27 protein-coding genes and 1 tRNA gene are annotated in these 25,612 nt (G+C 62.4%); 10 read left to right on the top strand and 18 right to left on the bottom strand.

The annotated features are described in order from the left end of the window. Positions 1–29 precede the first annotated feature (29 nt). On the top strand, positions 30–710 hold the full coding sequence (locus EP165_RS06680) for a YggS family pyridoxal phosphate-dependent enzyme (protein ID WP_127520691.1): 681 nt from the start codon (positions 30–32) through the stop codon (positions 708–710). Here the strand turns inward: EP165_RS06680 and EP165_RS06675 are convergent. Beyond that, positions 692–1,378, bottom strand: coding sequence for a ceramidase domain-containing protein (locus EP165_RS06675; RefSeq protein WP_127520690.1), 687 nt, complete (start codon positions 1,376–1,378; stop codon positions 692–694). The two genes, EP165_RS06680 and EP165_RS06675, sit on opposite strands and share 19 nt — an antisense overlap. Positions 1,379–1,474: 96 nt before the next feature. Here EP165_RS06675 and EP165_RS06670 point away from each other — a divergent pair, with 96 nt between their 5' ends. Further along, a complete protein-coding gene (locus EP165_RS06670; protein ID WP_127520689.1) occupies positions 1,475–2,290 on the top strand; it encodes a DUF1223 domain-containing protein in 816 nt (271 codons plus the stop codon). Between the two features lie 370 nt (positions 2,291–2,660). Then, positions 2,661–3,047, top strand: coding sequence for a DUF2794 domain-containing protein (locus EP165_RS06665; protein WP_127520688.1), 387 nt, complete (start codon positions 2,661–2,663; stop codon positions 3,045–3,047). 3 nt (positions 3,048–3,050) lie between these two features. Here the strand turns inward: EP165_RS06665 and EP165_RS06660 are convergent, their stop codons facing one another. Together EP165_RS06660 and EP165_RS06655 are read right to left on the bottom strand one after the other, a co-directional pair. Beyond that, positions 3,051–3,635: a GNAT family N-acetyltransferase gene (locus tag EP165_RS06660; RefSeq protein ID WP_127520687.1), complete on the bottom strand. Its 585-nt coding sequence runs from the start codon at positions 3,633–3,635 to the stop codon at positions 3,051–3,053. A gap of 24 nt (positions 3,636–3,659) precedes the next feature. Then, positions 3,660–4,409, bottom strand: a complete 750-nt coding sequence (locus tag EP165_RS06655; RefSeq protein WP_127520686.1) for a YebC/PmpR family DNA-binding transcriptional regulator — start codon at positions 4,407–4,409, stop codon at positions 3,660–3,662. Between the two features lie 93 nt (positions 4,410–4,502). On the opposite strand from EP165_RS06655, the gene EP165_RS06650 reads away from it, so the two are divergent. After that, positions 4,503–4,979, top strand: a complete 477-nt coding sequence (locus tag EP165_RS06650; protein ID WP_127520685.1) for a GFA family protein — start codon at positions 4,503–4,505, stop codon at positions 4,977–4,979. Between the two features lie 78 nt (positions 4,980–5,057). Further along, on the top strand, positions 5,058–5,858 hold the full coding sequence (locus EP165_RS06645) for an MBL fold metallo-hydrolase (RefSeq protein WP_127520684.1): 801 nt from the start codon (positions 5,058–5,060) through the stop codon (positions 5,856–5,858). A gap of 9 nt (positions 5,859–5,867) precedes the next feature. Here the strand turns inward: EP165_RS06645 and EP165_RS06640 are convergent, their stop codons facing one another. The 6 genes from EP165_RS06640 to EP165_RS06615 form a co-directional block, all read right to left on the bottom strand. Then, positions 5,868–7,214, bottom strand: a complete 1,347-nt coding sequence (locus EP165_RS06640; RefSeq protein ID WP_164742962.1) for a GGDEF domain-containing protein — start codon at positions 7,212–7,214, stop codon at positions 5,868–5,870. A gap of 179 nt (positions 7,215–7,393) precedes the next feature. After that, a complete protein-coding gene (locus tag EP165_RS06635) occupies positions 7,394–8,158 on the bottom strand; it encodes a TerC family protein (RefSeq protein ID WP_127520682.1) in 765 nt (254 codons plus the stop codon). A gap of 98 nt (positions 8,159–8,256) precedes the next feature. Then, entirely contained in the window at positions 8,257–9,369 is a 1,113-nt protein-coding gene (gene leuB, locus EP165_RS06630) for a 3-isopropylmalate dehydrogenase (protein WP_127520681.1), read from the bottom strand. 77 nt (positions 9,370–9,446) lie between these two features. After that, complete coding sequence (locus EP165_RS06625; RefSeq protein WP_127520680.1) at positions 9,447–9,833, bottom strand: RidA family protein; 387 nt, start codon at positions 9,831–9,833, stop codon at positions 9,447–9,449. An 89-nt stretch (positions 9,834–9,922) separates the two neighbouring features. Continuing rightward, complete coding sequence (leuD, locus tag EP165_RS06620; RefSeq protein WP_127520679.1) at positions 9,923–10,528, bottom strand: 3-isopropylmalate dehydratase small subunit; 606 nt, start codon at positions 10,526–10,528, stop codon at positions 9,923–9,925. A 108-nt stretch (positions 10,529–10,636) separates the two neighbouring features. Next, entirely contained in the window at positions 10,637–11,071 is a 435-nt protein-coding gene (locus tag EP165_RS06615) for a glyoxalase superfamily protein (protein ID WP_245440043.1), read from the bottom strand. Between the two features lie 311 nt (positions 11,072–11,382). Here EP165_RS06615 and EP165_RS06610 point away from each other — a divergent pair, with 311 nt between their 5' ends. Together EP165_RS06610 and EP165_RS06605 are read left to right on the top strand one after the other, a co-directional pair. Beyond that, positions 11,383–12,939 carry an MFS transporter gene (locus tag EP165_RS06610; protein WP_501981647.1) on the top strand — a complete coding sequence of 519 codons (1,557 nt, stop codon included), beginning with the start codon at positions 11,383–11,385 and terminating at the stop codon, positions 12,937–12,939. Positions 12,940–13,042: 103 nt separating this feature from the next. Then, a complete protein-coding gene (locus EP165_RS06605) occupies positions 13,043–13,918 on the top strand; it encodes an HpcH/HpaI aldolase/citrate lyase family protein (protein WP_127520676.1) in 876 nt (291 codons plus the stop codon). 76 nt (positions 13,919–13,994) lie between these two features. Here EP165_RS06605 and EP165_RS06600 read toward each other — a convergent pair whose 3' ends face one another. Genes EP165_RS06600 through EP165_RS20670 form a run of 3 tightly spaced genes read right to left on the bottom strand, consistent with a single transcriptional unit; the run spans position 13,995 to position 19,724 of the window. After that, positions 13,995–17,372, bottom strand: a complete 3,378-nt coding sequence (locus EP165_RS06600; protein WP_127520675.1) for an error-prone DNA polymerase — start codon at positions 17,370–17,372, stop codon at positions 13,995–13,997. Beyond that, positions 17,369–18,808, bottom strand: coding sequence for a Y-family DNA polymerase (locus EP165_RS06595; protein WP_245440067.1), 1,440 nt, complete (start codon positions 18,806–18,808; stop codon positions 17,369–17,371). The genes EP165_RS06600 and EP165_RS06595 overlap by 4 nt, the downstream gene beginning before the upstream one ends. Next, on the bottom strand, positions 18,750–19,724 hold the full coding sequence (locus EP165_RS20670) for an ImuA family protein (RefSeq protein WP_245440042.1): 975 nt from the start codon (positions 19,722–19,724) through the stop codon (positions 18,750–18,752). Before EP165_RS20670 ends, EP165_RS06595 begins: the two co-directional genes overlap by 59 nt. Positions 19,725–19,922: 198 nt before the next feature. On the opposite strand from EP165_RS20670, the gene EP165_RS06590 reads away from it, so the two are divergent. Further along, positions 19,923–20,345: a metallopeptidase family protein gene (locus tag EP165_RS06590; protein ID WP_127520673.1), complete on the top strand. Its 423-nt coding sequence runs from the start codon at positions 19,923–19,925 to the stop codon at positions 20,343–20,345. Positions 20,346–20,419: 74 nt separating this feature from the next. Here EP165_RS06590 and EP165_RS06585 read toward each other — a convergent pair whose 3' ends face one another. The 5 genes from EP165_RS06585 to EP165_RS06565 all read right to left on the bottom strand — a co-directional run bounded on the left by EP165_RS06585 (position 20,420) and on the right by EP165_RS06565 (position 23,160). Beyond that, positions 20,420–20,626 carry a DUF1737 domain-containing protein gene (locus tag EP165_RS06585; RefSeq protein WP_127520672.1) on the bottom strand — a complete coding sequence of 69 codons (207 nt, stop codon included), beginning with the start codon at positions 20,624–20,626 and terminating at the stop codon, positions 20,420–20,422. 51 nt (positions 20,627–20,677) lie between these two features. Continuing rightward, entirely contained in the window at positions 20,678–20,878 is a 201-nt protein-coding gene (locus EP165_RS06580; protein WP_127520671.1) for a Trm112 family protein, read from the bottom strand. After that, a complete protein-coding gene (locus EP165_RS06575; RefSeq protein WP_127520670.1) occupies positions 20,875–21,546 on the bottom strand; it encodes an LON peptidase substrate-binding domain-containing protein in 672 nt (223 codons plus the stop codon). Before EP165_RS06575 ends, EP165_RS06580 begins: the two co-directional genes overlap by 4 nt. 83 nt (positions 21,547–21,629) lie before the next feature. Beyond that, the gene (trxA, locus tag EP165_RS06570) at positions 21,630–22,586 is read right to left on the bottom strand and encodes a thioredoxin (protein WP_127520669.1); all 957 of its coding nucleotides are present in this window, start codon (positions 22,584–22,586) and stop codon (positions 21,630–21,632) included. A 76-nt stretch (positions 22,587–22,662) separates the two neighbouring features. After that, positions 22,663–23,160, bottom strand: coding sequence for a prolyl-tRNA synthetase associated domain-containing protein (locus EP165_RS06565; RefSeq protein WP_127520668.1), 498 nt, complete (start codon positions 23,158–23,160; stop codon positions 22,663–22,665). Between the two features lie 203 nt (positions 23,161–23,363). Between EP165_RS06565 and EP165_RS06560 the strand changes: the two genes are divergently transcribed. Together EP165_RS06560 and holA are read left to right on the top strand one after the other, a co-directional pair. After that, positions 23,364–23,438 (top strand) — tRNA-Gly (locus tag EP165_RS06560). Between the two features lie 111 nt (positions 23,439–23,549). Continuing rightward, positions 23,550–24,590 carry a DNA polymerase III subunit delta gene (gene holA, locus EP165_RS06555; protein ID WP_127520667.1) on the top strand — a complete coding sequence of 347 codons (1,041 nt, stop codon included), beginning with the start codon at positions 23,550–23,552 and terminating at the stop codon, positions 24,588–24,590. A gap of 92 nt (positions 24,591–24,682) precedes the next feature. On the opposite strand, the gene EP165_RS06550 is transcribed toward holA, so the two are convergent. Further along, positions 24,683–25,573 carry a ParB/RepB/Spo0J family partition protein gene (locus EP165_RS06550; protein ID WP_127520666.1) on the bottom strand — a complete coding sequence of 297 codons (891 nt, stop codon included), beginning with the start codon at positions 25,571–25,573 and terminating at the stop codon, positions 24,683–24,685. Positions 25,574–25,612 lie beyond the last annotated feature (39 nt).

Below are 25,612 nucleotides of genomic sequence, written 5' to 3'. Positions count from 1 at the left end.
AGGCATAACGATGGCAGGGAAGGCGAGGCATGTCGGCTGAGGCAAACGCGGTGGAGGGGCTGAAGGCGGTGCTGGGCAATATCGCCCGGGCACAATCCGAGGCCGGCCGGCCGAAAGACGCTGTCGAGCTCGTCGCCGTCACCAAGACATTCGACGCACAAGCCATCCGTCCTGTCATCGATGCCGGACACCGCACATTCGGTGAAAACCGGGTGCAGGAGGCCCAGAGCAAATGGCCCGGGCTGAAGGCGGATTTCTCCGATATCGTGCTGCATCTCATCGGCCCGCTGCAATCCAACAAGACAAAAGAGGCCGTTGCTCTTTTCGATGTCATTCAGTCGATCGACCGGGAAAAGATCGCGAAGGAAATTGCCAGGGAGATCGAAAAGCAGGGCAGAGCGCCGCGGCTCTATGTGCAGGTAAACACGGGGCTGGAGGCGCAGAAAGCGGGCATCGAACCCGGAGAGGCTGTCGCCTTCGTAGAGCGCTGCCGCATCGAGCACAGGCTCCAGATCGAAGGCCTGATGTGCATTCCGCCCTTCGACGAGAATCCCGGCCCGCATTTCGCTCTGCTGGAAAAACTGGCCGGCGAAGCAGGTGTCGAGCACCTCTCAATGGGAATGTCCGGCGACTATGAGACCGCAATTGCCTTCGGCGCCACCAAAGTCCGGGTGGGCTCTGCCATCTTCGGTCACCGGCCGAAAGCCTGAACGGCGCCCCGCTTTCCGCCAAATTTGGCCGCGCCAGCCAGGAGCACGCCCAGAACCAGGCCGTTGAGGGTATGCCACAGGAAATGCGTCCCTATAGGAAGGGCCGCACACATCGCCATATCCACTGAACGGAAGAAGGCCGACACCACGAACACGCCCGCCGCCCAGAACATGTAACGGGCAGCGGGATGACCGTGCATCGACAGCCAACCGCCAAAAAACAGAAGCCCAAGCAATGCCGGCAGATAACCGATTGTGCCGTTGGTCGCCGCGCGCAGGCTTTCCGGTGCCAACCCGGCCAGCGCTCCGGCAATGAGATAGAACGCTGCAAGGATGGCCAGCGCCGGGATTGCGTCGATGTCCAGGAACCGGGTCACGACATACCAGTTGATAAGCAGAATGAAAGCGACGATCGGCAGCACGTCGGCATAAAGGGTTATGCCATTGGCGAAGGTGTGAAACAGCCCCGACCCCACGCCGATCACGATCGCCCACCAGCACAGGAACACCGCGAACCGGTCTGCACCATGGCGCCGGCAAAGCACATGTCCGGCAATCCCGGCAACAACGAAGGCCAGGTTGGTGATCGCGTTCAGCGGCTCGGACCAGATTTCCGGTCCCGTTCGCTCGCAATAATTATCGATCGATGTAAAAAGTGTCTCGTCCATTCGGGCTCCGAAAACCGGCAACGGCAGGCAGCAATTCTCTCACCGCAACGTGACTTCCGATTGAGATCGTGAAAAGCCTAATTTGCAGATGGGATCATGCCGAACCGCATCGGAGAAGCGGGGCGTGGCAATACGGGTTATCTGAGCGACATGATTCGTCCGGTCATTTTCATGCTTGCGGCAGCGGCGCCGCTGATGCTTTGCGCAAATGCGGCGATTGCCGAACCGGCCGGCGAGCCTGTGGCCGTGGTCGAACTTTTCACGAGCCAGGGCTGCAGCTCCTGCCCGCCGGCTGACGCCTTCCTCGGCGATCTTGCGAAACGCGGCGATGTGGTCGCGCTCAGCTACCATGTCGACTACTGGGATTATCTCGGCTGGCAGGACACATTGGCCCGGCCGGAAAACACGCAGCGCCAGCGCGCTTATGGCCGGTCTTTTCAGGCCAGCTCGATCTACACGCCGCAGATGATCGTCAACGGCCGCACGCATATGGCCGGGTCGCGCCGCACGGCGGTTATGAATGCGATTGAGGACCGTATCGGCACAGCCGAAGGCCTGTCGGTCGATATTGCGGCCAGATATGAGGGCGACAACCTCGTCATCGAGACCGGCGGCAGCGAAAACGGCCGCCGCAAGGCGCATGTCGTGCTGGTGAATTTCGACGCCACCCATGTGGTCAACGTCAAGCGCGGGGAAAACCGGGGGAAATCGCTGACTTACCACAACGCCGTGACCGCCTATCAGACGGTAGGCGTGTGGAAAGGCGTTGCCGCGCGGTTTGAACTGCCCATGAGCGACATTGCCGGCAAGGGCAATGGCGGCTGTGCCGTCCTGTTGCAGGAAACCAGTACCGATGGACTGCCCGGCGCCATATTGGGCGCAACCATCGTCAACTTCTCGTCTGCATGGTGATGGTGGCCGCCGGAAACGAAAACGCCGGTTCGTCGAACTGACTGAACCGGCGTGTCGGGATTCGGTGCCTGATCCTCCGGGTACTCTGCGGAGTTGGTTCGGTCCAACCGGCCCCGTGGGCGGGGGGCTTGGGGTTTCGGGACCTGATCGAACCGAACCGTCTCAGGCAACGAGGCGGATCGTGTTCGGACATTGAGGCACGAGCTTGATTGCTTCGCGGCGAGAATGTGGCACGCCATCACCAAATCAAACAGCATGTGGCGTTTTGTGAATGCACCCCTCTGGACGACCCCCAAACCGCCCGTTTTGCTTGCAATTCGGCAGCCGACGCGCAACCTTTGTCGCAGGACTGTAACGAAAGGTGTTCCGGATGACGGATGGAGGCGCAGCCGCGGAGGGTCAGGACGATTCCTCGATACCCATACCGCTCAGCGAGGCACGGCGTGAGCGGTATGGACTTCCGGTAACATTCAATCGCCGCGAGCTGGACCAGATATTAAGGGTCTACGGCATTATGGTCGCCGCCGGGGAGTGGCGCGATTATGCAATCGACCACCTCAAGGATCAGGCCGTCTTTTCGGTTTTCCGGCGCACCAGCGAGGTTCCCCTTTTCCGAATCACCAAAACACCCCGGCTGAAAAACCGCCAGGGCGCCTATTCGGTTGTCGCGGCATCGGGGCAGATCCTGAAGAGGGGCCACGAGCTGCCGCGCGTGCTCGGCGTTTTCGACCGCAATCTCAAGCTGGTGAAAGCCTGACCCTCAGGCTTCGCCCCTGAACCTGCGCTCCGGCATCGATTGCGGGTCAGGTGGAAACCCGGTGCCGCCATTCAGCGAAAGCTGCATAAATACCGTGTCGAGCCAACGGTCATGTTTGTAGCCTGACCCGACCAGCCGGCCGCTGTCGGCAAATCCCAGGCGCCGATGCAGCCTCACGGAGGCGCTGGCCTCATGCCCGTCGCCGATGACGGCGATGATCTGCCGGAAACCCAATTGCCGCACCTCCTCGATCAGCCGTTCGAGCAAAGCGCGCCCCACTCCCCGGCCTTTCGCCGGTGGGGCGACGTAGATGGAATCTTCCACGATGAAGCGGTAGGCGGGGCGCGGCCGGAAGGGCCCGGCATAGGCGTAAGCCACGACGCGGCTGTCATATTCTGCGACCAGATAAGGAAACCCGCCGCTTCGCAGCGCATTGAAGCGGTTCGTCATCTCGGACAGCGAAGGGGGTTCGAGCTCGTAGCTCGCCGTGCCTTCCAGCACGGCGTGAGCGTAAATCTCGGCAATCGCAGCCAGATCGGCGGCCGCCGCCGGGCGCACCGTCAATTCGGGGGTAGGCGCTGTGGCCATCGCATACAGCCAGCCGGTTGGTGGTCAGGCGGCGCTGAGCTTCGCCATCGTCTCGTCGTCGACCTCGAAGTTCGCATAGACATTCTGAACGTCGTCATCGTCGTCGAGAACCGCGATCAGCTTGAGAATCGACTGCGCGCGGTCTTCGTCAACAGGCGTGCCCGTCTGCGGCCGCCAGATCGTCTTTACCGATTCGGCCTCGCCGAGTGCGGCCTCCAGCGCAGCGGTCACGTCGCCAACATCCTCGAAAGCGCAGGAAATCACATGCCCGTTCTCGTCCGACTGCACGTCTTCCGCGCCGGCTTCGATCGCCGCCTCCATTGCCGCATCTGCAGTGGCAGCATCGGTCGGGTAGATGATCTCGCCCACCCGATCGAACATGAACGCAACCGAGCCGGTTTCACCGAGCGCACCGCCTGATTTCGTGAAGGCTGCGCGCACATTGGAAGCAGTGCGGTTGCGGTTGTCGGTAAGCGCTTCCACGATGACCGCGACGCCGCCCGGGCCGTAGCCCTCATAGCGCACTTCCTCGTAATTCTCGCTGTCGCCGCCGGAAGCCTTGTTGATCGCCCTTTGGATGTTGTCCTTGGGCATCGACTGCGCCTTGGCATTCTGGATGGCGAGCCTGAGGCGCGGGTTCATGTCCGGGTCGGGCGTGCCCATCTTGGCGGCAACCGTGATCTCGCGCGCGAGCTTGGAGAACATCTTGGAACGCGCCGCATCCTGGCGGCCCTTGCGGTGCATGATGTTCTTGAATTGGGAATGGCCGGCCATGTGACTCCTTGGAAAAGTCTCTAGTGTCGGAAACGGCGCGCCTTATAGTGAAAAGTGCTTGATACGTCCAGAAGCACGCATGTGAACCTGCCGATGCGGAAAGTTACTCTCCCAACCCTGCCGATTAACGGCGGCTGCCAGTGCGGCGCAGTGCGCTACAGCATTACCGGCCGGCCGATCGTCTTTTACCTGTGTCACTGCACGGAGTGCCAGCGCCACACATCGAGTGCCTTTGGCGAGTCGCTGCGTTTGCGGCGCAAAGATCTGGCAGTTGAAGGCGGCATGTCCCGTTTCACCCGCATGTCGGAATCCGGCAAACGCCGCGAAGGCTATTTCTGCCCCCAATGCGGCGTGCGCATTGTCCATGGCACAGCGGGCAGCGAGCAGGTCAACATCAAGGCCGGAACGCTGGACGACACGTCCTGGCTCGCTCCGGCCGGCCATATCTGGACCGCATCGAAACAGAAATTCGTGACGATAGGCGATGACGAACCCTGCTGGGACCACCAGCCCGACGATGGCTACGCAGCGCTAATCGCCCGCTGGGATGAGATGATCGCGGGATCGTGACCGGCGGCAGGACCGGCGGCGGATGCAATGGGCCGAATGCGCGCTAAGCTGTGCCTCTGATCGTTTTCGGAGGCTGCCATGCTGCGAATGACGCTTGCCGGTGCACTGTCCGCAATCTGCCTTGCCGTGCAGGCGCAAGCGCAGCAAGGCCCGGTTCCAAGCCAGTGCCTGGCGATCGCACAAAGCCTGCCAAAGGTGCAATTCGCCTCCTTCACGCTCGCCCAGGCCGAGGCGGAGGAAGTCACCATCACTTATGCGGGCCACTCCACCTATGTGATCGAGACGCCGGCCGGGGTGACCGTCGCTACCGACTATAGCGGCGTCTACGGCACTGACCCGGTGCCGCGCGTGGTAACCATGAACAAGGCCCACACCACGCATTTCACCAACTACCCGAACCCCGACATCGAATATGTGTTGCCCGGCTGGAACCCGGAGGGCGGCCCGGCCGAACATCGGGTGGTCGTTGAAGACATCTATATCCGCAACGTCCCCACCGACATCATGCGCGGCGGCTGGGTGGAGGAGGGCGGCAATTCGATTTTCGTTTTCGAGGTGGCGGGGCTATGCATCGGCCATCTCGGCCATCTGCACCACCATCTGGAAGACGAGCATTACGCCGCGATCGGCCGGCTCGACATCGTGATGGTGCCGATAGACGGCGGGCTGACGCTTTCGGCCGACACGGTGAGCGCCATCGTCAAACGGCTCTTTTCCTCGATCGTGCTGCCCATGCACCGCAATGCGACGCCATTGTCGGAGTTCACGTCGCGCATGGGTTCGGACTTCGCGCTTGAATTCATGGACGGCAACAGCTTCACCGTGTCGCTGCGCACGCTGCCGCGCCGCCCGACGATCCGGATACCCTCGAGGCTGTAACTGGCTGCGTCAGGCGGCTTGCACCAGGTTGCGGCCCTTTGATTTTGCGCGGTAAAGCGCCGCGTCGGATGCAGCCATCAGCCCGTCGAGGCAGGCATCGGCCATGCCATCTGTGGCAGCGACCCCGATACTGACCGAGATGCCGATGGACTTGACGTCCGAAATGGCGATCTCTGAGTTCTCCACAATGCCTCTTATGCGCTCGGCGATTGCAGTTGCCTCCTCGAGGCCGGTTCCCGGCAGCAGCACGGCAAACTCCTCGCCCCCAACGCGGCCGAACAGATCGTTTTTTCTCACCGCCAGGCTTGAGAGGCGAGCGAATTCGGTCAAGATGCGGTCGCCGGCAGCATGTCCATAGTGATCGTTCACGCTCTTGAAATAGTCGACATCGACCATCAATAGTGAGGTCGGAACGCCTTGGCCTGCCTGCTTTCCGACTATCACATGGCCCTGATCCATGAACGCGCGGCGCGACAAAGTACCGGTCAGCATGTCGTGGTTCGCGCTATGTGTCAGTTTGCGCAGCAGCTCTTCGCGCGCAGCATTGATACTTGCTACGGAGAGCGGCCCGAGGGCGATCAGCGCAATACCCAGGCGGACGGAGCTCGTTGAGCCCAGCGCGTCTGGTGGAATGGGGCCCGCAAGCAGGCCGGTTGAGGCCGCGACGAGCATCCAGGCGCACAGCACCAGTGTCAGTGTCGATGTCGTGAACACCGTATAGCTGAGGGCGCACCAGATGAGGGCCGGAACCGGAAACGCAATGGCTCCAGGTCCGCCAATAACCACGCTGGCCGCGGCCGAACAGAAAAGCACGGCCGCTGGAAGTAGTCGTGCCACTTCGTCGCGGCCGAGGCCACGGCGATCGGTGAGCCTGAACCGGACGAAGCCTGGAAACGCGAGAATGACTGGCAAGATCACGAGACTGTTTACAAGCTCGGTGACAAACCAGAACTCCAGCCCGGATATGAAGTCTCGTCCGAACAGCACCTCTGCCGCGCCGCCGCCCGTCAACGCAGCAGCAAGCGCCGCAGCCGCGCTTATCGCGAACAGGTACAACACCGACAACGGCCTGCGGAGAGCCCTGTCATCGTCGCCCAACAGCCGAAAGAGCAGATATCCGGTAATTACGCCGACCATATTGGCAGATGTCAGCCACAAGGTGATCGCCAGTTCGCTGCCCGTCGCCAAATCGGCAACGAGATAGGCGAAGAACGCAGCGAGCCAGGTTGGGAGGCTGGCATAGTCCTTGTTTCGGACCATGAGCCCGAGAAGAATGGCATTGGCCGGCCAGAAGGCGGCCAGAAAGCCCACCGGGCGCGTCAATATGCCGAAAAGCGAAGCGGCAAGAACAGCCAACCCGACCACCGCGGTGGCAGTGAGGCGCGCGCGAAAAACCGATGATGCTTGCGGCAATGGGAGCGAAACCGTCTGCATAGGCGCACCTGTACGGGTTACCGGACAACCCTCGCACGCAGGAGTTTCAAAGGGATTAATCGCTGTTGCGGGCTTCCAAGCCTACGCCCTTGCCGTGCATGCTAATGCCCGGCGCCTTCCTTCTCGCGCTTGCGGGCACGCCTTGCCAGCATGTTGAGCCCTTCCACCAGGGCGGAAAAGCCCATCGCGGCGTAGATGTAGCCTTTCGGCACATGGAAGCCGAACCCGTCGGCGATCAGCGTCATGCCGATCATCAGGAGGAAGCCGAGCGCAAGCATCACGACGGTCGGGTTCTTGGCGATGAATTTCGACAATGGCTCCGCGGCAAGCAGCATTACCGTCACCGCGCAGATAACCGCGATATACATGATCGCGATTTCGTCGGTCATGCCGACAGCGGTGATGATCGAATCGATCGAGAACACCAGATCGAGCAGCAATATCTGGAAGATCGCTGCACCCACCGTCATCTGTACGGCCCTGCCGACCATCGTGTCCTTGTCGTCTTCGGGATCGACCGTGTGGTGAATTTCCTTGGTCGCTTTCCAGACCAGGAAGAGGCCACCCGCAACGAGGATCAGGTCGCGCCAGGAGAAACCGTGTCCGAAGAGCTCGAAGAGCGGGTCCGTCAGCTGAACAATGAAGGAAATCGTGGCCAGAAGCACGAGCCGCATGACAAGCGCCGCCCCGATGCCGAGCCGCCGCGCCCGCGCCTGATGTTCCACGGGCAGCTTGTTGGTCAGGATCGAGATGAAGATCAGATTGTCTATGCCGAGCACGACCTCGAGAACAACGAGGGTGAACAATGCGACCCAGGCGGTCGGATCGTTCAGCCAGACGAAGTGCGGCGCGAGAAACTCGATCATTATGCGGTCCGTTCAGCGGGTTGCCGGGCGAGAATGGCTTGGCCGAAACTCGCCCAAGCCGGGCGCAGCGTCAATCCATGCGCTGCGGGCGCCGTTCGTCAGGCCCCGAGTTCGAGGAACTTCGCCGCAATCGCGTCGCCCATGCCGGCAGTGTCGACCTGCGTCATGCCGTCCGACATCAGGTCGCCGGTGCGCAGGCCCTGGTCGAGAACCTCAGCAATCGCTGCTTCCAGCCGGTCCGCCTCGGCCACCATGTTGAACGAGTAGCGCAGGCACATGGCGAAAGAGGCGATCATGGCGATCGGATTGGCTATGCCCTTGCCGGCGATATCGGGCGCTGAACCGTGCACCGGCTCGTAAAGCGCCTTGCGGCTTCCGGTCTTTTCGTCCGGCGCGCCCAGCGAGGCCGACGGCAGCATGCCCAGCGATCCGGTCAGCATCGCCGCGACGTCCGACAGCATGTCGCCGAACAGATTGTCGGTCACGATCACGTCAAACTGCTTAGGCCAGCGCACAAGCTGCATGCCGCCGGCATCTGCCAGCATATGGCTGAGCTTGACGTCGGAGTAGCGCGCCTTGTGGGTCGCCTCCACGACCTCCTTCCAAAGCACGCCCGACTTCATCACATTGTGCTTTTCCATCGAGCAGACTTCGTTGCGCCTGGTGCGCGCAAGTTCGAAGGCCACGCCCGAAATACGCTCGATCTCGTAGGTGTCGTAGACCTGCGTATCGACGGCGCGCTTCTGGCCGTTGCCGAGATCGGTGATCTCCTTCGGCTCGCCGAAATAGACGCCGCCGGTGAGCTCGCGCACGATCAGGATGTCGAGACCTTCCACCACGTCCTGCTTCAGCGAGGAGGACGCCGCCAGGGCCGGGTAACAGATCGCCGGGCGCAGATTGGCGAAAAGCTCCATGTCCTTACGCAGGCGAAGCAAGCCGGCTTCGGGGCGGACATCGTAGGGAACGCCATCCCATTTGGGCCCGCCCACGGCACCGAAAAGCACCGCGTCGGCAGCCATCGCCTTCGCCATATCGTCTTCCGAGATCGCCGCGCCATGTGCGTCATAGGCAGCGCCGCCGACAAGCCCTTCCTCGACCTCGAAGCCGGCGCTCATCTTTTCGTTCATCAGCGCGATCAGCTTGCACACTTCGCCCATGGCCTCTGGGCCGATGCCGTCGCCGGGAAGGAGGAGGAGTTTGCGCGATGCCATGGAATTGCCTTTCGGATTTCGTGAACCGGCGCCTTGCTAGTGGGCGCCGGGCACAAAGGCAAGCGCAAGCAGGCGGTTCAGCCGCGCTCGCGCCTCAAAGCCGTGACCTCAATCTCGATTTTCATCTCGGGTTCGTTGAGCTCGCAAACGATCATCGTGGCCGCAGGGCGGATGTCGCCAAATGCTTCGCCGAGGATCGGAAACACGCGCTGAACATAAGAACGGTCGGTCACGTAATAATGCGTGCGCACTACATCGGCCATCTCGAACCCGGCCTGTTCGAGCGCGTCGGCGATGGTGGCGAGTGCATTGCGGGTCTGGTCTTCCACCGCGTCCGGCATCGCCATGGACGCATAGTCATAGCCGGTCGTGCCTGAAACGAAACACCAGTCGCCGTCGGCCACAGCGCGGCTATAGCCTGCGGTCTTTTCGAAAGGCGAGCCGGTCGAAATCAGCTTGCGCATCAATTCCTCCTGCTGAACGAACGGCAGGTATACGATACGCCTGGTCTTTCATGGCAGGGCCAGCGCGAATGGTTGCTTGCCGCAGGCGGTCAGGCCCAGGGGCGGCTTTCGGCCAGTTGCTTCTCGAAGGCGTCGATGGCCGGCGCCTTTTCCATGGTCAGGCCGATGTCGTCGATGCCGTTCAACAGGCAGTGGCGCTTGAATTCGTCGAGATCGAACTTGATCACGCCGCCATCGGGCCCGCGGATTTCCATGGCCTCCAGATCGACTGTCAGCGTCGCATTGGCGCCGCGCCCCGCATCGTCCATCAGCTTGTCGAGGTCCTCGGGGCTGACAACGATCGGCAGGATGCCGTTCTTGAAGCAGTTATTGTAGAAGATGTCGGCAAAACTGGTCGAGATCACGCAACGGATACCGAAATCGAGCAGCGCCCAGGGCGCATGTTCGCGGCTCGAGCCACAGCCGAAATTGTCGCCCGCGACCAGGATCTGCGCGTTGCGGTAAGCCGGTTTGTTAAGCACAAAATCCGGGTTTTCCGATCCGTCCTCGTTGAGCCGCATCTCAGCGAACAGACCGGCGGCAAGCCCGGTGCGCTTGATCGTCTTCAGATAGTCCTTGGGAATGATCATGTCGGTGTCGACATTGACGATCGGAAGCGGCGCGGCGACGCCGGTCAGCGTGGTGAACTTGTCCATTTCGAATGCTCGCTCGGTGTTGCGTGACCCGGCTTTATACTAGCCCGGGCGGCGAGGCAAAGGGGCGATCCGCAAAGATCGCCCCTTCGGCCACGATAGCTCATGGCATCAGGCGCGTTTTAGCGCCATCACGCCGGTTTCGCTGCCGGTCAGCCGTCGCGAGCGGCCATCCGCCCCGACGATCATCTGAATGCGCCGGCGCTCGTTCGAAAACAGCTTCGACGTCACGACATCGACCGGCGGGTCGAATGCCACGGTGACACGCCACAGATCCGGTTTGATCGTTTCCGAAACCCCGATCACGCGGCCCTGCGCCGGACTGTCGTTAAATGTGCCGGTCACGCGCTCGCCCACCATGAAAGGTGCGGAAACCCTTCCCGTGGCAGCCGGGGTGGCAGACAGCGTGTTCCAGTCGCGCGCGCCATGCAGCCGTGCGACAAGCTCCAGTGCCCGCGAGTGGCTGACGGTGTGGCCGTCATCCGCGAGTGCCGCACGCAGCCTCTTGGCCTGCGACTTGTAGTCGTCCTGTATCTGAACAGACATCGTTTCGCTCTTCACTGCGAAGGACATTATGAACGGGTGCCCGCATTGCCGTTTCGTCCGTCGCGAGACAGAGAAAACGCATGTCAGAGAAGGCTTCACCGGGGCTTTGGGGCCAGCGGGCGGCTGGTGCCTTCCAAACCGAAGGCCGACAGATAGGAACGGGGCGGGCGCGCGTCAAGTTTGGGCGGCGCGGCGTGTCGGGAGCCGCGTGACCCAAACGTCCTTGGCCAGGAAAGTGTTACCTGGCTGTTGCCATCCCTACTGACAGAATGCTGGCAGGGGCCCCGGCTATAGGACACGAAAAAGTTCGTTTGGAGACTTCCATGATTGACGTCACATCCCGCAAGGCAACCCGGCGCGAATGGGCCGGCCTCGCGGTCATTGCCTTGCCTTGCATGCTGTATTCGATGGATCTCACGGTGCTTAACCTGGCGATCCCGCATATAGCATCGCAACTGAACCCGACCGGCCTGCAACTGCTTTGGATCGTTGACATTTACGGCTTTATGGTCGCCGGCGCCCTCGTCACGATGGGAACGCTTGGGGACCGGATCGGCCGCAGGCGCCTGCTGATGATCGGAGCCGTCGCCTTTGGCCTTGCCTCGATCCTCGCCGCATTTGCGCCAACTGCCGAATTGCTGATTCTCGCCCGCGCGTTGCTTGGCCTTGCTGCTGCCACGCTGGCGCCGTCAACGCTGTCTTTGATCAGCAACATGTTCCACGACGAAAAGCAGCGCCGCGTGGCGATCGGCGTTTGGATTGCCAGCTTTTCGGCCGGCGCCGCGATCGGACCGGTTGTCGGCGGTGTGCTGCTCACCTGGTTCTGGTGGGGTTCGGTCTTTCTGATTGCGGTACCGGTAATGGTGATGCTGCTGGTTCTCGGGCCGATCCTGCTGCCGGAATTCCGCGACGACAATGCCGGCCGCCTCGATATCGCAAGTGCCGCGCTCTCGGTCGCCGCGGTGCTGCTTGCCATTTTTGGGTTCAAGAAAGTCGCCGAGAGCGGCATGAGCGCCGAGGCGCTGGTGGCGGTCGCCGCCGGTATCGTGCTCGCGGTCGTCTTCGTGATACGCCAGAAGCGTCTCGCCGACCCGCTCGTTGACCTGACGCTGTTCAGGCAACCTGCCTTCGGCGCAGCGCTTTCGGTCAACGTCTTTGGCTTCTTCGCCGCATTCGGGTCATTCCTTCTCATCGCCCAGTATCTGCAGCTTGTACTGGGTTTGAGCCCGTTGGCTGCCGGCCTCTGGTCCGTGCCTTCTGCTGCGGCCTTTATTGTTGGCTCCACTGTAACGCCGATGCTGGCGGAGAGATTGAAACCGGCTCATGTCATGGCAGCCGGATTGCTGGTCGCCACGCTCTCGTTTCTTGCGCTAACCGGTCTCGTCGCGCAGGTGTCGTTGCCTGTGCTCGTTGCAGCCTCAAGCTTGCTGTCGCTCGGTCTGGCCCCGGTCTTCACGCTCACCACCGATGTGATTTTGAGCATTGCACCGCCCTCGAAGGCGGGCACAGCTTCGGGTTTGTCCGAAACCTCGAGCGAATTCGGCGGGGCGTTGGGAATTGCAGTGCTCGGCTCGGTAGCAACGGCCGTTTATCATGGCTGGATGCAGGGCAGCGAGCTGCCATCCGGCATGTTGATAGCCGCCGGCGATACCGCCGCCGCAGCCCTGGCTTACGCGAAGGAACTGCCGGAACCGGCGCAAACCCAACTTGGCGATGTTGCAAAGGCGGCTTTTGCGCAATCCTTCCATGCTGCGGCATGGGTTTGTGTCCTGGTCACATTGATTGCGGCTGTCATGTGCGCTGCCTGGCTGGGCCGTGGCCGGCATGGCGGCTCACACGAAGTCCTGCAGGGCGCGGTTGCAGATTGAGGCGGGTGCGGCCCGGCCGGCGGCAATGGACCCAGGCGCGGTCCTGCGCATGCGGACCGGCGCGGGCACTTGCGCCGGTCATGTTGTGGCGGCATGAAGCCTTATGACCGGTTTTGCACTCAGCCGCCCGCGCCGTTCGGTGCTTTACGTTCCCGCCGACAACCAAAAGGCGCTGGCGAAAATTCCGACCCTTGATTGCGATGCGGTGATCCTCGACCTGGAGGACGCTGTGGCGCCCGAGGCGAAAGATGACGCCCGCGAGACCATGCGGCGGTTCCTGCGCGAAAGGCGTCCTGAAAACTGCGACATTGTGATCCGTATCAACGCGCTGGCAAGCGAATGGGGCACTGAGGACCTGCTGGCCGCCCGCGCCGTGCGCCCCGATGCAATTCTTCTGCCCAAGGTGGACGGTCCGCGCGACGTTTTGGACGCCGATGCCGCACTCGACGAAATGGACGCGCCGGCCGGGCTCGCATTGTGGGCGATGGTGGAGACCCCGAAGGCGCTCTTCAATCTCAGTGCAACGGCAGAGCTCGGCCGCGACCCGGCAGCCCGGCTTGCGTGCCTTGTTGCCGGGACCAACGATCTTGTGAAGGAAACCGGGGTGCTGGCGACACCCGACCGCCGCTATCTGGTGCCCTGGCTTCTGCAGATGGTGGCTGCAGCGCGTGCGGCCGGCATCGATGCACTCGACGGCGTGATGAACGATTTTCGCGATGCGGGTGCTTTCGAAAACGAGTGCGTGGAAGGTCGCAATATGGGTTTCGACGGCAAGACGTTGATCCACCCTTCCCAGATCGAAGTCGCCAACCGCACATTCATGCCCTCGGCGAGTGAAATCGCAGCTGCCGAAGAAGTGGTTGCCGCATTCGCGCGGCCTGAAAATGCCGGCAAAGGCGTTGTCGCGGTCGGCGGGCGCATGGTTGAGCGCCTGCATCTGGCGCAGGCCGAGCGTCTGCTGGGGAAGGCGGGGCGTTAGCTGGCGGCGCGGTAATCGGCCCACTCCGAGGTTTCGACCTGCAGTGTTGCACCAACTGCGATTACTTGCCGCGCTATCAGTGAAAATTGCGGCCTTTGGGCATTACCTTGTTGGCCTCAAGTGAGAGTTCTTCCGGCGCTTCGCCGGCTTTGGCCATTGCGGCGTAGAGTTTTTCCGTATCGCGTGGCCGCTCATGCGAATCCGGATGGCCGGACCCGCCGGCAATTCCGTCCCGCGCCCAGCCGGCGATGTTTTGCGCGCCTTCACACAGCGTCACGAGCCAGGAGGAAATATTTTCCATGTGGTCGGCGACGATGTGGATGACGCCCGATTCCGACTGTAGCTTGCCGCTGACCTTGATGAAGCGCCCGCCCATGATGATCGGCCGGAAACGCTCGAACTTCCGGTGCCAGATGATCACATTGGCGATGCCGCCTTCATCCTCCAGCGTCAGAAAAATCGCATTGCCCTTGCCCGGGCGCTGGCGCACCAGCACCAGTCCCGCAACAGTAACGCGCCGACCGTCCCTGACGGTCGGCAACGCCGCATTGGGCGTGATGCCATGACTGTCGAGCCGCTCGCGCAGAAACGAAACGGGATGGGCCTTCAGCGACAGGCCCAACGAACGGTAGTCGTGAATGACATGCTCGCCGGGCGGCATGATGGGAAGTTGCATCGCCGGCTCATGATCGCGCAATGCAAGCTTCGGCCGCTCGAAAAGCGGCAAACGTTCGGCCGCTTTCGCCTTGTCGAGCGCCCGCACCGCCCATAATGCCTCCCGCCGGTCGACGCCGAGCGAGCGGAACGCATCCGCCTCGGCAAGTTTCTGGATCTGGCCGACATCGAGGCCAGAGCGAAGCCAGACGTCGCGTACGGAACGATAGCCGTCGCCGCGGCATTTGATGAATGTGTCGATACTCTCTTGCCGCAGCCCCTTGATGCGCCGGAACCCGAGCCGCACCGCGTGACGCGTCTGAATGACTTCGCGCATTTCGGCATGACGCGGTTCGATTCCGGCCGGATCGAAGCTGGACTCCTCCAGCGTTGAGTCCCAATTCGAATGATTGACATCGACCGGCCGCACCTCGACGCCATGCTCGCGCGCGTCGCGCACCAGCTGAGCCGGCGCATAAAAGCCCATCGGCTGCGAGTTGAGGATCGCCGCGCAGAACACGTCGGGATAAAACGCCTTGAACCAGCATGAGGCGTAGACCAGCAACGCGAAGGATGCGGCGTGGCTTTCGGGAAAGCCGTAATCGCCGAAACCCTCTATCTGTTTGAAGCAGCGTTCCGCGAAATCGGGATCGTATCCCTTGCTCACCATGCCCTTGATCAGCTTTTCGCGATAGTTGTGAATGGTGCCGTTGCGCCTGAAGGTGGCCATTGCCCTGCGCAGCTGGTCGGCTTCGCTCGGCGTGAAGCCGCCGGCATCTATGGCGATCTTCATCGCCTGCTCCTGAAACAGCGGCACGCCCAGCGTCCGCTCCAGAATTTTCTTCATTTCCGGGCTTGGATAATCCACCGGCTCCTTGCCTTCGCGCCGGCGCAGATAGGGATGCACCATATCGCCCTGGATCGGCCCGGGCCGCACGATCGCCACCTCGATGACCAGATCGTAGAACGAGCGCGGTTTGAGCCGCGGTAGCATCGACATCTGCGCGCGCGATTCGATCTGGAACACGCCGAGCGTGTCCGCCCGGCAAATCATGTCGTAAACGCGTTGATCTTCCTTTGGGATGGTCGCGAGCGTCAGCGGCTGGTCGTAGTCGTCATGTACGCGATAATGCGCCTCAAGCAATGTGAAGGCGCGCTTCAGGCAGGACAGCATGCCAAGCGCCAGCACATCGACCTTGATCAGTCCCACCGCGTCCAGATCGTCCTTGTCCCACTCCACCATCTTGCGTTTGTCCATCGCGGTTTTGACAATGGGCACGATCTCGTCGAGCCGGTCCTTGGTGATGACGAAACCGCCGACATGCTGGGAAAGGTGGCGCGGAAAACCGAGTATCTCATTGGCTCGGGCCATGACCCGTTCTGTCGTTGGGTCGCCCTGCACAAGCCCACCGGCCTGCGCCTCGCGCTCGCCGAGCTTTGAGGTCGACCAGCCCCATATCGAGCCCGAAAGCGCCGACTGCACATCGTCGGAAAGGCCCATCGCCTTTGCCACTTCGCGCATCGCCGAACGGCCTCGATAAGTGACGACTGAAGCGCCGAGCGCGGTCCGTGTCTCGCTGTATTTTTCGTAGATATAGGCAATCACCTTGTCGCGGTGTTCATGCTCGAAATCGACATCGATATCTGGCGGCTCGTCGCGCTCGGTGGAAACGAAGCGCTCGAACAGCCCGTCCATCATGAGCACAGGGTCGACTTCGGTGATGCCGAGGCAGAAGCAGACCACCGAGTTGGCCGCCGAGCCGCGCCCCTGACACAGAACGTCGACATCGGCGCGGCGCGCATACTGAACGATATCGCGCACGGTGAGGAAATAGCGCGCGTAATCCTTGTGCGCGATGATCTCCAGCTCATGCCGTATCTTCTCCGGCACCCCGTCCGGAATGCCCTTCGGATACCGCCATTTCGCGCCTTCCCAGGTGAGCTGTTCCAGCTCCACTTGCGGATCGAGACCAGGCGTGGAGGTCTCCTCCGGATAGTTATGGCTGAGTTCCTTGAGCGAAAACCGCAACGTTCCGGCAAATCGCCCGGTCTCGGCAAGCGCCTGCGGAAAACGTCGGAAAAGCCGCGCCATCTCGGCCGGCTCTTTCAGGTGGCGTTCGGCATTGGCACCGAGTTCGTAACCGGCTTGCGACACCGGCACGTTAAGCCGGATGGCGGTGAGCACATCCTGAAGCTGCCGCCGCTCCGGGGCATGATAGAGCACGTCGTTGACCGCCATCAGCGGCACGCCGGCGCGCGATGCCATTGCCGCCGCCTGCTCGAAACGGAAATGGTCGTTGCCCCCATAGATCGGAGAAACGGCCAGCCACACCGATTTGCCGAAACGTTCCCTCAAGCCGGAAAGCAGGGCCAGCTCATCCGAAATCTGGTTCGCCAGACGCGGCATCACGGCAAGCGAGATATTTGCGCCCCATTCCAGCAGATCGTCGCGATAAACGAGCGGCGCGCCTTTTTCGCTCTCTTCTCGCATATTGGCCTGGGTGAGCAGGCGGCACAGATGCCCCCAGCCCTGCCGGTCCTGCGGATAGGCGAGAACGTCCGGTGTTTCGTCGGCAAAGACCAGACGGCAGCCGGGATGATAGGCAATCGTGCCTGTTTTCGACTGCGACCAGGCGCGCACGACCCCCGCCACGCTGTTGCGGTCGGCAAGCCCGCATGCGTGATGGCCGAGCTTCTGCGCCATGACGACCAGTTCTTCCGGCTGCGATGCACCGCGCAGAAAGGAAAAGTTCGACTGCACGGCGAACTCCGCATAGGGAATTTCGGCGCGCGCGTTCACGCGAAAATCCCCTGCACGAACCAGCGCGGCGGCTCTTCCGCAACGCCGTAAAAGCCTTCGCGGTAGAGCCAGTAGCGACGGCCTTCCATATCCTCCACGCGATAATAGTCGCGGGTGCGTTCACCTTCCGCGCCTTGCCACCACTCAGGCGCGATACGCTCCGGACCTTCCGCTCCCGCAACATTGTAAAGCGCACGCCGCCAGCGAAAGCGGGCAGGCGGACCTTCCGGAATTTCGGCCGTCACTTCGATAGGCTGCGGGCGCCCGAAAAGGCGGATAGGACGCTCCGGCAGCGTAAGTTCCGAAAGAGCAGAACCCGCTGAAGCGGGCCGTGCATCGGCAAAGGAACGCAGCGCCACTGCCCGTTCGGGAACATGACTTTGAACCGGCACCGGCTGCAGCATCGCTCCATTGCCCAGCCGTGCACGCACCCGATCGGCAAACAGAGCGAGATCTTCTCCCGCATCGGCATTGGCGCCGGAAAGATCGCCCTGTTCCTCCTCGAAGCGAGCCGTGGCAAGCACCGCCAGCCGCACCAGGTCGAAACCGAAACCGGCATCGATATTGTCTTCCATGGCGGCCAGCTTTTCATGAAACAGCCGGCAAAGCGGTTTCGGCTCTCGCATCGGCCGTGAGGTACCGATGCCGATGCGGGTAACGGCGCCATCGACCCTGAAAAGTGCCAGCTGCAAACGTCGTGCGCCTTCGCCCCGGCGCTCCAGATCCTGTTTCAGCGACGAGGCGAGCATCGCCAGCAGGCGTTCGATATCCTCGGTCAGGAACACGGGCTCCGCCAGATGCCGTTCAGCTGAAAGCGGCGCCACGGGCAGGCGCGGCGAGATCGCTTCTTCGGCCATGCCGAGCGCCTGGTCGAGCCTCAGGATAAGTCCGCTGCCGAAACGACGGGCGAGCGGAGCGCGGGGCGCGTTGATGATCGCGCCGACAGTGCGCAGACCGACGCTTTCCAGCCCCATGCGCATGGCGGTCTCCAGGCGGAGCGCGCCGAGCGGCAGTCCCGCAAGTGCTTCAGCCTCCGCGCCCGCGGCCACGGGCCGAAGACCGAACCGCGCCGCCGCCCAGGCCATTCCCGGTGTCGCTGCAAGGCCGGCACGGGCGTCAAATCCCTGCTCGGCCAGCCGCCGCCTGAGATCGGCAATCATTTTTGTCTCGCCGCCGAAAAGATGCGCGCAGCCGGTAATGTCGAGAAAAAGCCCGTCATTGCCGTTGATGGCAACAAGTGGCGTATAGCGGTCGCACCAGTCGGCAAGGGCATCGAGCAACCGGCGGTCGGCATCCGGGTCGGCTTCCACGACATCGACATCGGGATGTATGGCGCGAGCATCGGCAAGACCCATGCCGCGCTTGAGGCGCAGCGTCTCAGCCCGTTCGTCGAGCGCCGAGATGCGCTGCGTGTTGTTCTCGTGCCGGCTCACCACCAGCGGCGGCGTATTGCGCGGCTTTGTCGAGCGCCACGACCGCCCCAGGCGCTGGCGCCAGACCCGTTCCGGGCCGAGATAGGGAAACCAGACGGCGAGTATGCGCCGTCCGCTGTTGCTGAAAAGCGAGGTCATGACGGTTCCATTCCAGCAGAAATTGGCCCTGGCGGGCGGTGCGGTTCTTCTCGGGTGAAACCGAGAAAACGGGATTGCCGATCGTTCCTTCAAGTGGCCCGTCGAGTGTTTCCCGCCTGGTGGCGGGCGCGGGTGAAACGACCAGCCTGAGCGGCGCGGCGGTCGGTTCGGAAAACGCCGCCTGACGCAGAAGAAACACCGGCCGGCCAGCTGCCGCGGCGCGGTGATGCAGCCGCCGCGTTGCCGTGAGGTCGAGCTTGTCCGGATTGCCGCGCAACTCAACGATGATCGCGCCAAGTGCGCCAAGGCGCGTCGCCTCCTCGGCGATCCACAACGCATCGGTAAGTTTGGGCGGGGCGGCAAAAAGCAGGCTCTCGGGTGAAAGCCCGAAAACCTGCTCCAGGCCGCCGGCGTAAGGTAGTCCCGCCTCGTGAAAAATCTCCGCCGTACCGATCCAAAGGAGCGCGTGTGGTTCCGCCTGCCGCCTCATGGCCAATGCGCAAAGCGCCAGTGCAAAACCGGCAGCTGCCCCTGCATCGCGCGTCTCTTTGCCGTGAATTTCACTCAGTGCGCCCTTCGGCACGCCGCCGCCAAGTGCGCCATCGAACATCTCCACACCGGTTACAATCAGGTCTTCGCCACGGGTCGCCGTGCCGCCGCGCCGTAGCACGGTGACATCCGCATCCGGCGGCTCAAGCCTTTCGGCGGGCCGGCCCTCTATTCTGGCAATGTCCTGGCGCAAGGCACAAAGCCTTTCCTGCGCCACAGCCTGCTGCGCCATGACGGTCACCCCGACAGCTTCGGTTGTTCATGTTATGTTCTTATGGATTCCAGAGCGGAGAATAAGAGTCAAGCACACGCCGACAAGAATTTTTTCCTCTTCGCATCACGGCATCGCGATTCAGCCGTGGAGGAAATGCCCTCGGGTCCTCTCGAAACCGGTGCAACAACCGTCTATATGGCGCAGGAAGGACACCAAATGGCACGCATTTATCAAACCCGCGCCTGGCACAGCCAAATGTCGCCGACAATGGACGAGATGGAGCTGATGGCGCTCGAGGCTTACGCCAACCTGCCCGGCACCTTCCGCGAGCTCACCGGCGAGATCGTCATTCAGATCGCTGATTTTCCGACCGAGGAGATCATGGACGACCTGGCGCTGGAAACGCCGTTCGACTTGCTCGGCCTGTTCGAGGGACGCGGCATTGCCGAGCGATGGAACCCGCAGACCGGCGAGGGGCCGAACCGCATCACGCTCTACCGCCGCGCCATTCTCGATTATTGGGCCGAGAACGAGGAAACGCTGGGCGACATCATCACCCACGTACTGATCCATGAAGTCGGCCACCATTTTGGCCTGTCGGATGATGACATGACCAATATCGAAGCCGCGGCCGAGTAAAACAATTCCTCCGGTTTTCTGTCCGGATTTGGGAAGCGGACCAACGACCCGGCGAAAGACGAAGGCTTTCGGCCCTATTGCTCGCCGAGCTTCATGTCGGGGTCGTACTCCTTGCCCGTGACTTCCTTGACCACCGCCTGGCCGCAGCGCATCGTCCCGTTCAAGGAATCGAAAGAATAGGTCGGCGAGCCGTGCAGCTGCCAACCGCGGTTCAGGGCCGCGGTCACCTTGTGGCAGAAGGATGAATCATCGGGTCCGGTGAGAAAACGGTAGAGTTTCATGGATCTGATCTGATGGTTGGTTGGTCTTTGTAGCGCAGCTGGGCAAATCGGCTACTCGTCGTCGCCGAGCTGCCGCGCTTCCGATGGCAGCATGATCGGAATGCCGTCGCGCACAGGGTAGGCCAGCCGCGCCGCCTTCGATACAAGCTCGCTCTTCTTGGCGTCCCATGTGAGCGGCCCCTTGATCAGCGGACAGGCAAGCAGCTCAAGCAGCTTGGGATCGATATCGGATTTGCGGGAGGCATCGCTCATTGCAATCGCGGTCCTTCATCGTCGCCGTCGCGGGCGATCGCCATTTCAGTGATTGCAATCAGCGTCTCAGCCCGGGACTTGAAGTCGGGCGCTTCCAGCAGCGCCTGTTTTTCAGCCGGCCCATAAGGTGCCATCATCGACAGCGCATTGACCAGCGTCGCATTTTCGGCCCGGCTCACACTCTCCCAGTCGGCCTCCAGCGAATAGGCGTCCAGATAGGCCCGAAATGCCTTTAGAAGCGCCTTGCGGTCGACGTCCTCTGCCCCGGCATCGGCATCGAGATCGGACAGGAACGGCAGAATGCGGCATTGCCGGTAGGGCGTGCGCGCGGCAAGCTCCTTCTCGATCCGGAACCGGCACACGCCCTGCAAGGTGATCAGATACCGGCCGTCGCCGGATTCTGAGAACGCGGTCACCCGTCCGAGGCAGCCGACCTCGCAAAGATCGGGCTCGCCATCGGCTTTCAGCGCGCCGCCGAGCGCCGGTTGAATCATGCCGATCAGCCTTTTGCCGCTGATCGTATCGTCGACCATCGAAAGATAGCGCGGCTCGAAAATGTTGAGCGGCATGCGGCCGCCCGGCAAAAGCAGTGCCGCGGCGAGCGGAAAAACCGGAACGGCAGCCGGCAGATCGCTCTCTTTCAGATATCGGGCATTACCCGCGCGCAACTTGCATCTCCGTTTGCGTCATTGGGTGCCGGAGCTTCTTATCTGGCGCGCGCGGCGGCAAACACAAGGCCGTCGCGGCATCTTTACGAAAACAGCAGCGACGAGAGCTTGCGCCTTGCCTGCAGCGTTGCCTCGTCGGTCGGCCCCCAGGCCTCGAAGAAGGTCAGGAGCTGCGCCCGCGCGCCATCATCGTTCCAGCTCCGGTCGGCCTTCACGATGTGAAGCAGATTGTCGGCTGCCGCCACGCGGTCGCCTAGCACATTCTGGATCATGGCCAGATCGAAACGGGCCTGATGGTCCTTCGGATTTTCTGCAAGGCGGCGCTCCAGCTCCGCCGGATCACCAAGCGACGCCGCCTGTTCGGCAAGCTGGATACGCGCCCTCACGGCCGCTATCGCCGGTGCATCCGCCTTGTCTTCCGGTGCCTTGTCGAGCACACCTTTCGCGGCATCCAGATCGCCGGCATCGAGCAGCATTTCGGCCATGCCCCCGAGCGCATCGGCATTGTCGGGCTCGCCTTCAAGCACCATGGCATAGATGCGGGCGGCCATCTGCTGGTCGCCGGCTGCGCGCGCTTCGGCTGCGGCCGCCAGCGCCTCTTCTGTCTTCGGCGCCTGTTTGCCGCCGCCCAGCCGGCCGATGAACTCCTTGACCTGGCTCTCGGGTACCGCGCCCATGAAACCATCGATCGGCTGTCCGTCCCTGAATGCAATGACGGCCGGGATCGACTGAATGCCGAGCTGCCCCGGGATGGACGGGTGGTCGTCGATATTCATCTTCACAAGCTTGACCGTGCCGCCGGCCTCGTTGACCGCTTTTTCAAGCACCGGCGTGAGCTGCTTGCACGGGCCGCACCAGGGCGCCCAGAAATCCACCAGCACCGGCTGATTGCGAGATTCCTGAATGACGTCGTCCTGGAATCCGGCCGTTGTCGTGTCCTTGATGTAGCCGTCCTGCGCAGCTGCCTGCATGCCGCCGGCATGGCCGAAATCCCCGACCAGACCCGGCTTCGTGCCATTGTTGTAATCAGCGTCGCTCATCCTGCATTCCTGTCGGGTTCGTTGGCCGGGCCTGAATCAGGCGGCACCTTATCATCGTGTGCCGCAAATGTGGCAATCACTCAGAGAGTTTCAAGACGGCCGCCTCATGTCCGGTGGCCTCGATGAAGCGCACAAGGTCATCGCGGCCGATCGCGGTCGTCGCCTCATTTGTCAGCGGGTGCGCATTGATCACATCGTGCTCCATCAGGCCGGCGTCGAGAAATGCTTTCACCTGACCGGCTTTGTCGTTGACCAGCCCGAATATGGTCACCGCGCCGGGCACCACGCCGAGCAGCTCCTCAAGCTTTTCCGCCTTGCCGAAAGAAACCCGGCCGGACGCGCCGATCTTTGTATGCACCGTCTTGAGATCAATCTCGGCGTGCTCGCCCACTGTGAGCAGGAAATAGCTGCCTTTCTTGTCCTTCAGGAACAGGTTCTTGGTATGCCCGCCCGGTATGTCGCCGCGCAGCGCCTCCGACTGCCTGACGGTGAACAGTGGCGGATGATCGTAGGTTTTTGTCTCGATACCGAGGCCGGCCAGATAATCGAGAAGATCGTCGCGGTTCAATGCCATCTGTTCCGCTGCCCCCTGTCCTGCGCATAACCGTTGCGGCTGTGTACGGCAAAGGCCGCGGCGGCCACAAGCCCATCGCCGAACAGGCGCAAAACCGGCGTCCGGCGGCAGCGATCGCATTCGGCCGTCCCGGCCCTGATTTCCTGTTGCAATCGCGATGGAGTTCGGTCATATAGCGCGTCTTGCGGCCAGGCGCCGTGCGAGCGGGTGTAGCTCAGGGGTAGAGCACAACCTTGCCAAGGTTGGGGTCGAGGGTTCGAATCCCTTCGCCCGCTCCAGTTTCCCCATATCCATTCCGGTTCCTTCACGTCGCGCGCGCAGGCGCGTTGCGTCGGATATCCGTGCGCTTTCCGATTCGCATTTTGCGAGCGCTGTGCTAGCCACGGAAAATGGCACAGAAAAAAGCCCATGAGGTCGACGGCTGGCTGGTCAAGCCGCACGCCGAGGCTCGCATCATCCTCGTCTACGGCCCGGACCGCGGCCTTGTTTCCGAGCGCGCCAAGCGCTTCGCCGCCTCAACCGGCCTGCCGCTGGATGATGCATTTACCGTGGTGCGCATGGACGCCGCCGGTCTGGCCGACGATCCGGGTCGGCTGGTCGACGAGATGCGAACCGTGCCGATGTTTGCCGACCGGCGGCTGGTCTGGGTGACCGGTGCCGGCGGCGACAAACCCCTGGCCGACGCGGTTTCGTCGATCGTGGCCGATCCGCCGGCAGACGCGCTTCTCCTCATTGAGGCCGGCGAACTGCGCAAAAACGCGGCGCTCCGAACCGCGGTCGAGGCCGCAAAGGCCGGCATGGCGCTGCCTTGTTATGCCGACGATGCCCGCGCGCTCGATGGTCTGATCGAGCAGCAATTGTCCGAGGCCGGGCTCGGCATCACCTCTGAGGCACGGGAAGTGCTGAAAGCCGGGCTCGGCGGCGATCGCCTGGCCTCGCGGGCCGAAATCGAAAAGCTGGTTCTCTATTGCAAAGGCAAGGAGCGTATCGAGCTGGAGGACGTGCGCGAAGCCGCCGGCGACGCGGCGGGTCTTTCGCTCGACGATGTGGTCGATGCCGTGCTGGCGGGGCGCCCGGCGGATTTCGATACCGCCTTTTCGCGCCTGATCGGCGCCGGCACCCAGCCATTTCTGCTGCTTTCAGCGGCGATGCGCCAGTTCCAGTTGCTTCAGATGATGCGCGACAGGATGGATCGTGAGCGGCAGCCGGCGTCCGCAGTGGTCGCATCCGCGCGACCGCCGGTCTTCTTCGCCCGCCGCAGGCTGGTGGAACGCGCACTTTCCAACTGGAGTGCCGACGCCTGCGCCCGTGCGCTCGACCGCATCAACAGCGCAGTGCTTGAGACCAGGCAACGGCCGGACCTGGCGGTTGCGGCCACGCGGCAGGCCTTGCTGGCCGCTGCCGTTACAGGTGCGCGCGCCGGTCGTTAATAGCTATTTGAAAACAATGCCTTAGTGGCAGGTACGGCTAAACGACGACGCCTGTTCCCATAACTGGCGAACAGTAGACGGCTGCAAACACCCTAGGGGTTGAGCCGCCGGCAAAGCTCATCGAGCTGCTCGAGCGTCCGGTAAGCGATACGAAGCTCGCCGCCCTTGGCCTTGTGCTGCACGTGAACTTTGAGGCCGGTAGCGTCGCTGAGCAGCTTTTCGAGCGCGATCGTGTCGGCGTCCTTGGCCTGCTCGGCATGACCATTCTTGCTCTCCGGCTGATGCTGAGGCTCGCGGCCCTCCTGTGCCTGCGCCAGGGCTTCCGCCTGACGCACCGAAAGCCCTTCTTCGACGATGCGCTTGGCAAGACCCGCGGGGTCCTCCGCAGTCACCAGTGTGCGTGCATGCCCCGCCGAAAGCGTTCCGTCGACGAGCAGATCCTGAATGACCGTCGGCAGTTTCAGAAGCCGTAGCGTATTCGCCACATGGCTGCGGCTCTTGCCGATCACCTGTGCCAGATCGGCCTGAGTGTAATTGTGCTCGTCGACGAGTTGCTGATAGCCGTTTGCCTCTTCCACCGGGTTGAGGTCGGCGCGCTGCACATTCTCGATGATCGCGAGTTCGAGCGCCACCCGGTCGTCGACGTCGCGGATGATAACGGGGACATCGGTTAGGCCGGCGCGTTGCGCGGCCCGCCAGCGGCGCTCGCCGGCGATGATCTCATAGCGCTCGGCATCTGCCGTTGGCCGCACAACCACTGGCTGCACGATGCCGTGTTCGCGGATCGATTGAGCAAGATCGGCAAGATCCGCGTCTGCAAATGTACGGCGCGGATTGCGCGGGTTCGGCGCAATGAAGGCAATCGGTACACGACCGTCTGCCGTCGCCTTGGGCTCCGCCGCCTTTTCAGCCGGTTTGTCCATTTCGCCGATCAGCGCGGCAAGGCCGCGGCCAAGACGCCTTCTGGACTGATCTTCATTCATGCTGCTGTCCATTTCTGTCGTTTCGCCACCGAATCGATA

Origin of the sequence: Mesorhizobium sp. Z1-4, from assembly GCF_004000235.1 — a bacterium.
Classification (GTDB): Bacteria; Pseudomonadota; Alphaproteobacteria; order Rhizobiales; family Rhizobiaceae; genus RCIO01.
Note: the sequence above shows the minus strand (reverse complement) of the source record. Positions and strands in the feature narration are given on the sequence as shown.

What these genes read in the sequence shown, in the direction of transcription:
- EP165_RS06680 (WP_127520691.1), top strand. Translation starts at nt 30, where the DNA reads ATGTCGGCTGAGGCAAACGCGGTGGAGGGGCTGAAGGCGGTGCTGGGC.
- EP165_RS06675 (WP_127520690.1), bottom strand. Translation starts at nt 1,378, where the DNA reads ATGGACGAGACACTTTTTACATCGATCGATAATTATTGCGAGCGAACG.
- EP165_RS06670 (WP_127520689.1), top strand. Translation starts at nt 1,475, where the DNA reads ATGCCGAACCGCATCGGAGAAGCGGGGCGTGGCAATACGGGTTATCTG.
- EP165_RS06665 (WP_127520688.1), top strand. Translation starts at nt 2,661, where the DNA reads ATGACGGATGGAGGCGCAGCCGCGGAGGGTCAGGACGATTCCTCGATA.
- EP165_RS06660 (WP_127520687.1), bottom strand. Translation starts at nt 3,635, where the DNA reads ATGGCCACAGCGCCTACCCCCGAATTGACGGTGCGCCCGGCGGCGGCC.
- EP165_RS06655 (WP_127520686.1), bottom strand. Translation starts at nt 4,409, where the DNA reads ATGGCCGGCCATTCCCAATTCAAGAACATCATGCACCGCAAGGGCCGC.
- EP165_RS06650 (WP_127520685.1), top strand. Translation starts at nt 4,503, where the DNA reads ATGCGGAAAGTTACTCTCCCAACCCTGCCGATTAACGGCGGCTGCCAG.
- EP165_RS06645 (WP_127520684.1), top strand. Translation starts at nt 5,058, where the DNA reads ATGCTGCGAATGACGCTTGCCGGTGCACTGTCCGCAATCTGCCTTGCC.
- EP165_RS06635 (WP_127520682.1), bottom strand. Translation starts at nt 8,158, where the DNA reads ATGATCGAGTTTCTCGCGCCGCACTTCGTCTGGCTGAACGATCCGACC.
- leuB (WP_127520681.1), bottom strand. Translation starts at nt 9,369, where the DNA reads ATGGCATCGCGCAAACTCCTCCTCCTTCCCGGCGACGGCATCGGCCCA.
- EP165_RS06625 (WP_127520680.1), bottom strand. Translation starts at nt 9,833, where the DNA reads ATGCGCAAGCTGATTTCGACCGGCTCGCCTTTCGAAAAGACCGCAGGC.
- leuD (WP_127520679.1), bottom strand. Translation starts at nt 10,528, where the DNA reads ATGGACAAGTTCACCACGCTGACCGGCGTCGCCGCGCCGCTTCCGATC.
- EP165_RS06615 (WP_245440043.1), bottom strand. Translation starts at nt 11,071, where the DNA reads ATGTCTGTTCAGATACAGGACGACTACAAGTCGCAGGCCAAGAGGCTG.
- EP165_RS06605 (WP_127520676.1), top strand. Translation starts at nt 13,043, where the DNA reads ATGACCGGTTTTGCACTCAGCCGCCCGCGCCGTTCGGTGCTTTACGTT.
- EP165_RS20670 (WP_245440042.1), bottom strand. Translation starts at nt 19,724, where the DNA reads ATGGCGCAGCAGGCTGTGGCGCAGGAAAGGCTTTGTGCCTTGCGCCAG.
- EP165_RS06590 (WP_127520673.1), top strand. Translation starts at nt 19,923, where the DNA reads ATGGCACGCATTTATCAAACCCGCGCCTGGCACAGCCAAATGTCGCCG.
- EP165_RS06585 (WP_127520672.1), bottom strand. Translation starts at nt 20,626, where the DNA reads ATGAAACTCTACCGTTTTCTCACCGGACCCGATGATTCATCCTTCTGC.
- EP165_RS06580 (WP_127520671.1), bottom strand. Translation starts at nt 20,878, where the DNA reads ATGAGCGATGCCTCCCGCAAATCCGATATCGATCCCAAGCTGCTTGAG.
- trxA (WP_127520669.1), bottom strand. Translation starts at nt 22,586, where the DNA reads ATGAGCGACGCTGATTACAACAATGGCACGAAGCCGGGTCTGGTCGGG.
- EP165_RS06565 (WP_127520668.1), bottom strand. Translation starts at nt 23,160, where the DNA reads ATGGCATTGAACCGCGACGATCTTCTCGATTATCTGGCCGGCCTCGGT.
- holA (WP_127520667.1), top strand. Translation starts at nt 23,550, where the DNA reads ATGGCACAGAAAAAAGCCCATGAGGTCGACGGCTGGCTGGTCAAGCCG.
- EP165_RS06550 (WP_127520666.1), bottom strand. Translation starts at nt 25,573, where the DNA reads ATGAATGAAGATCAGTCCAGAAGGCGTCTTGGCCGCGGCCTTGCCGCG.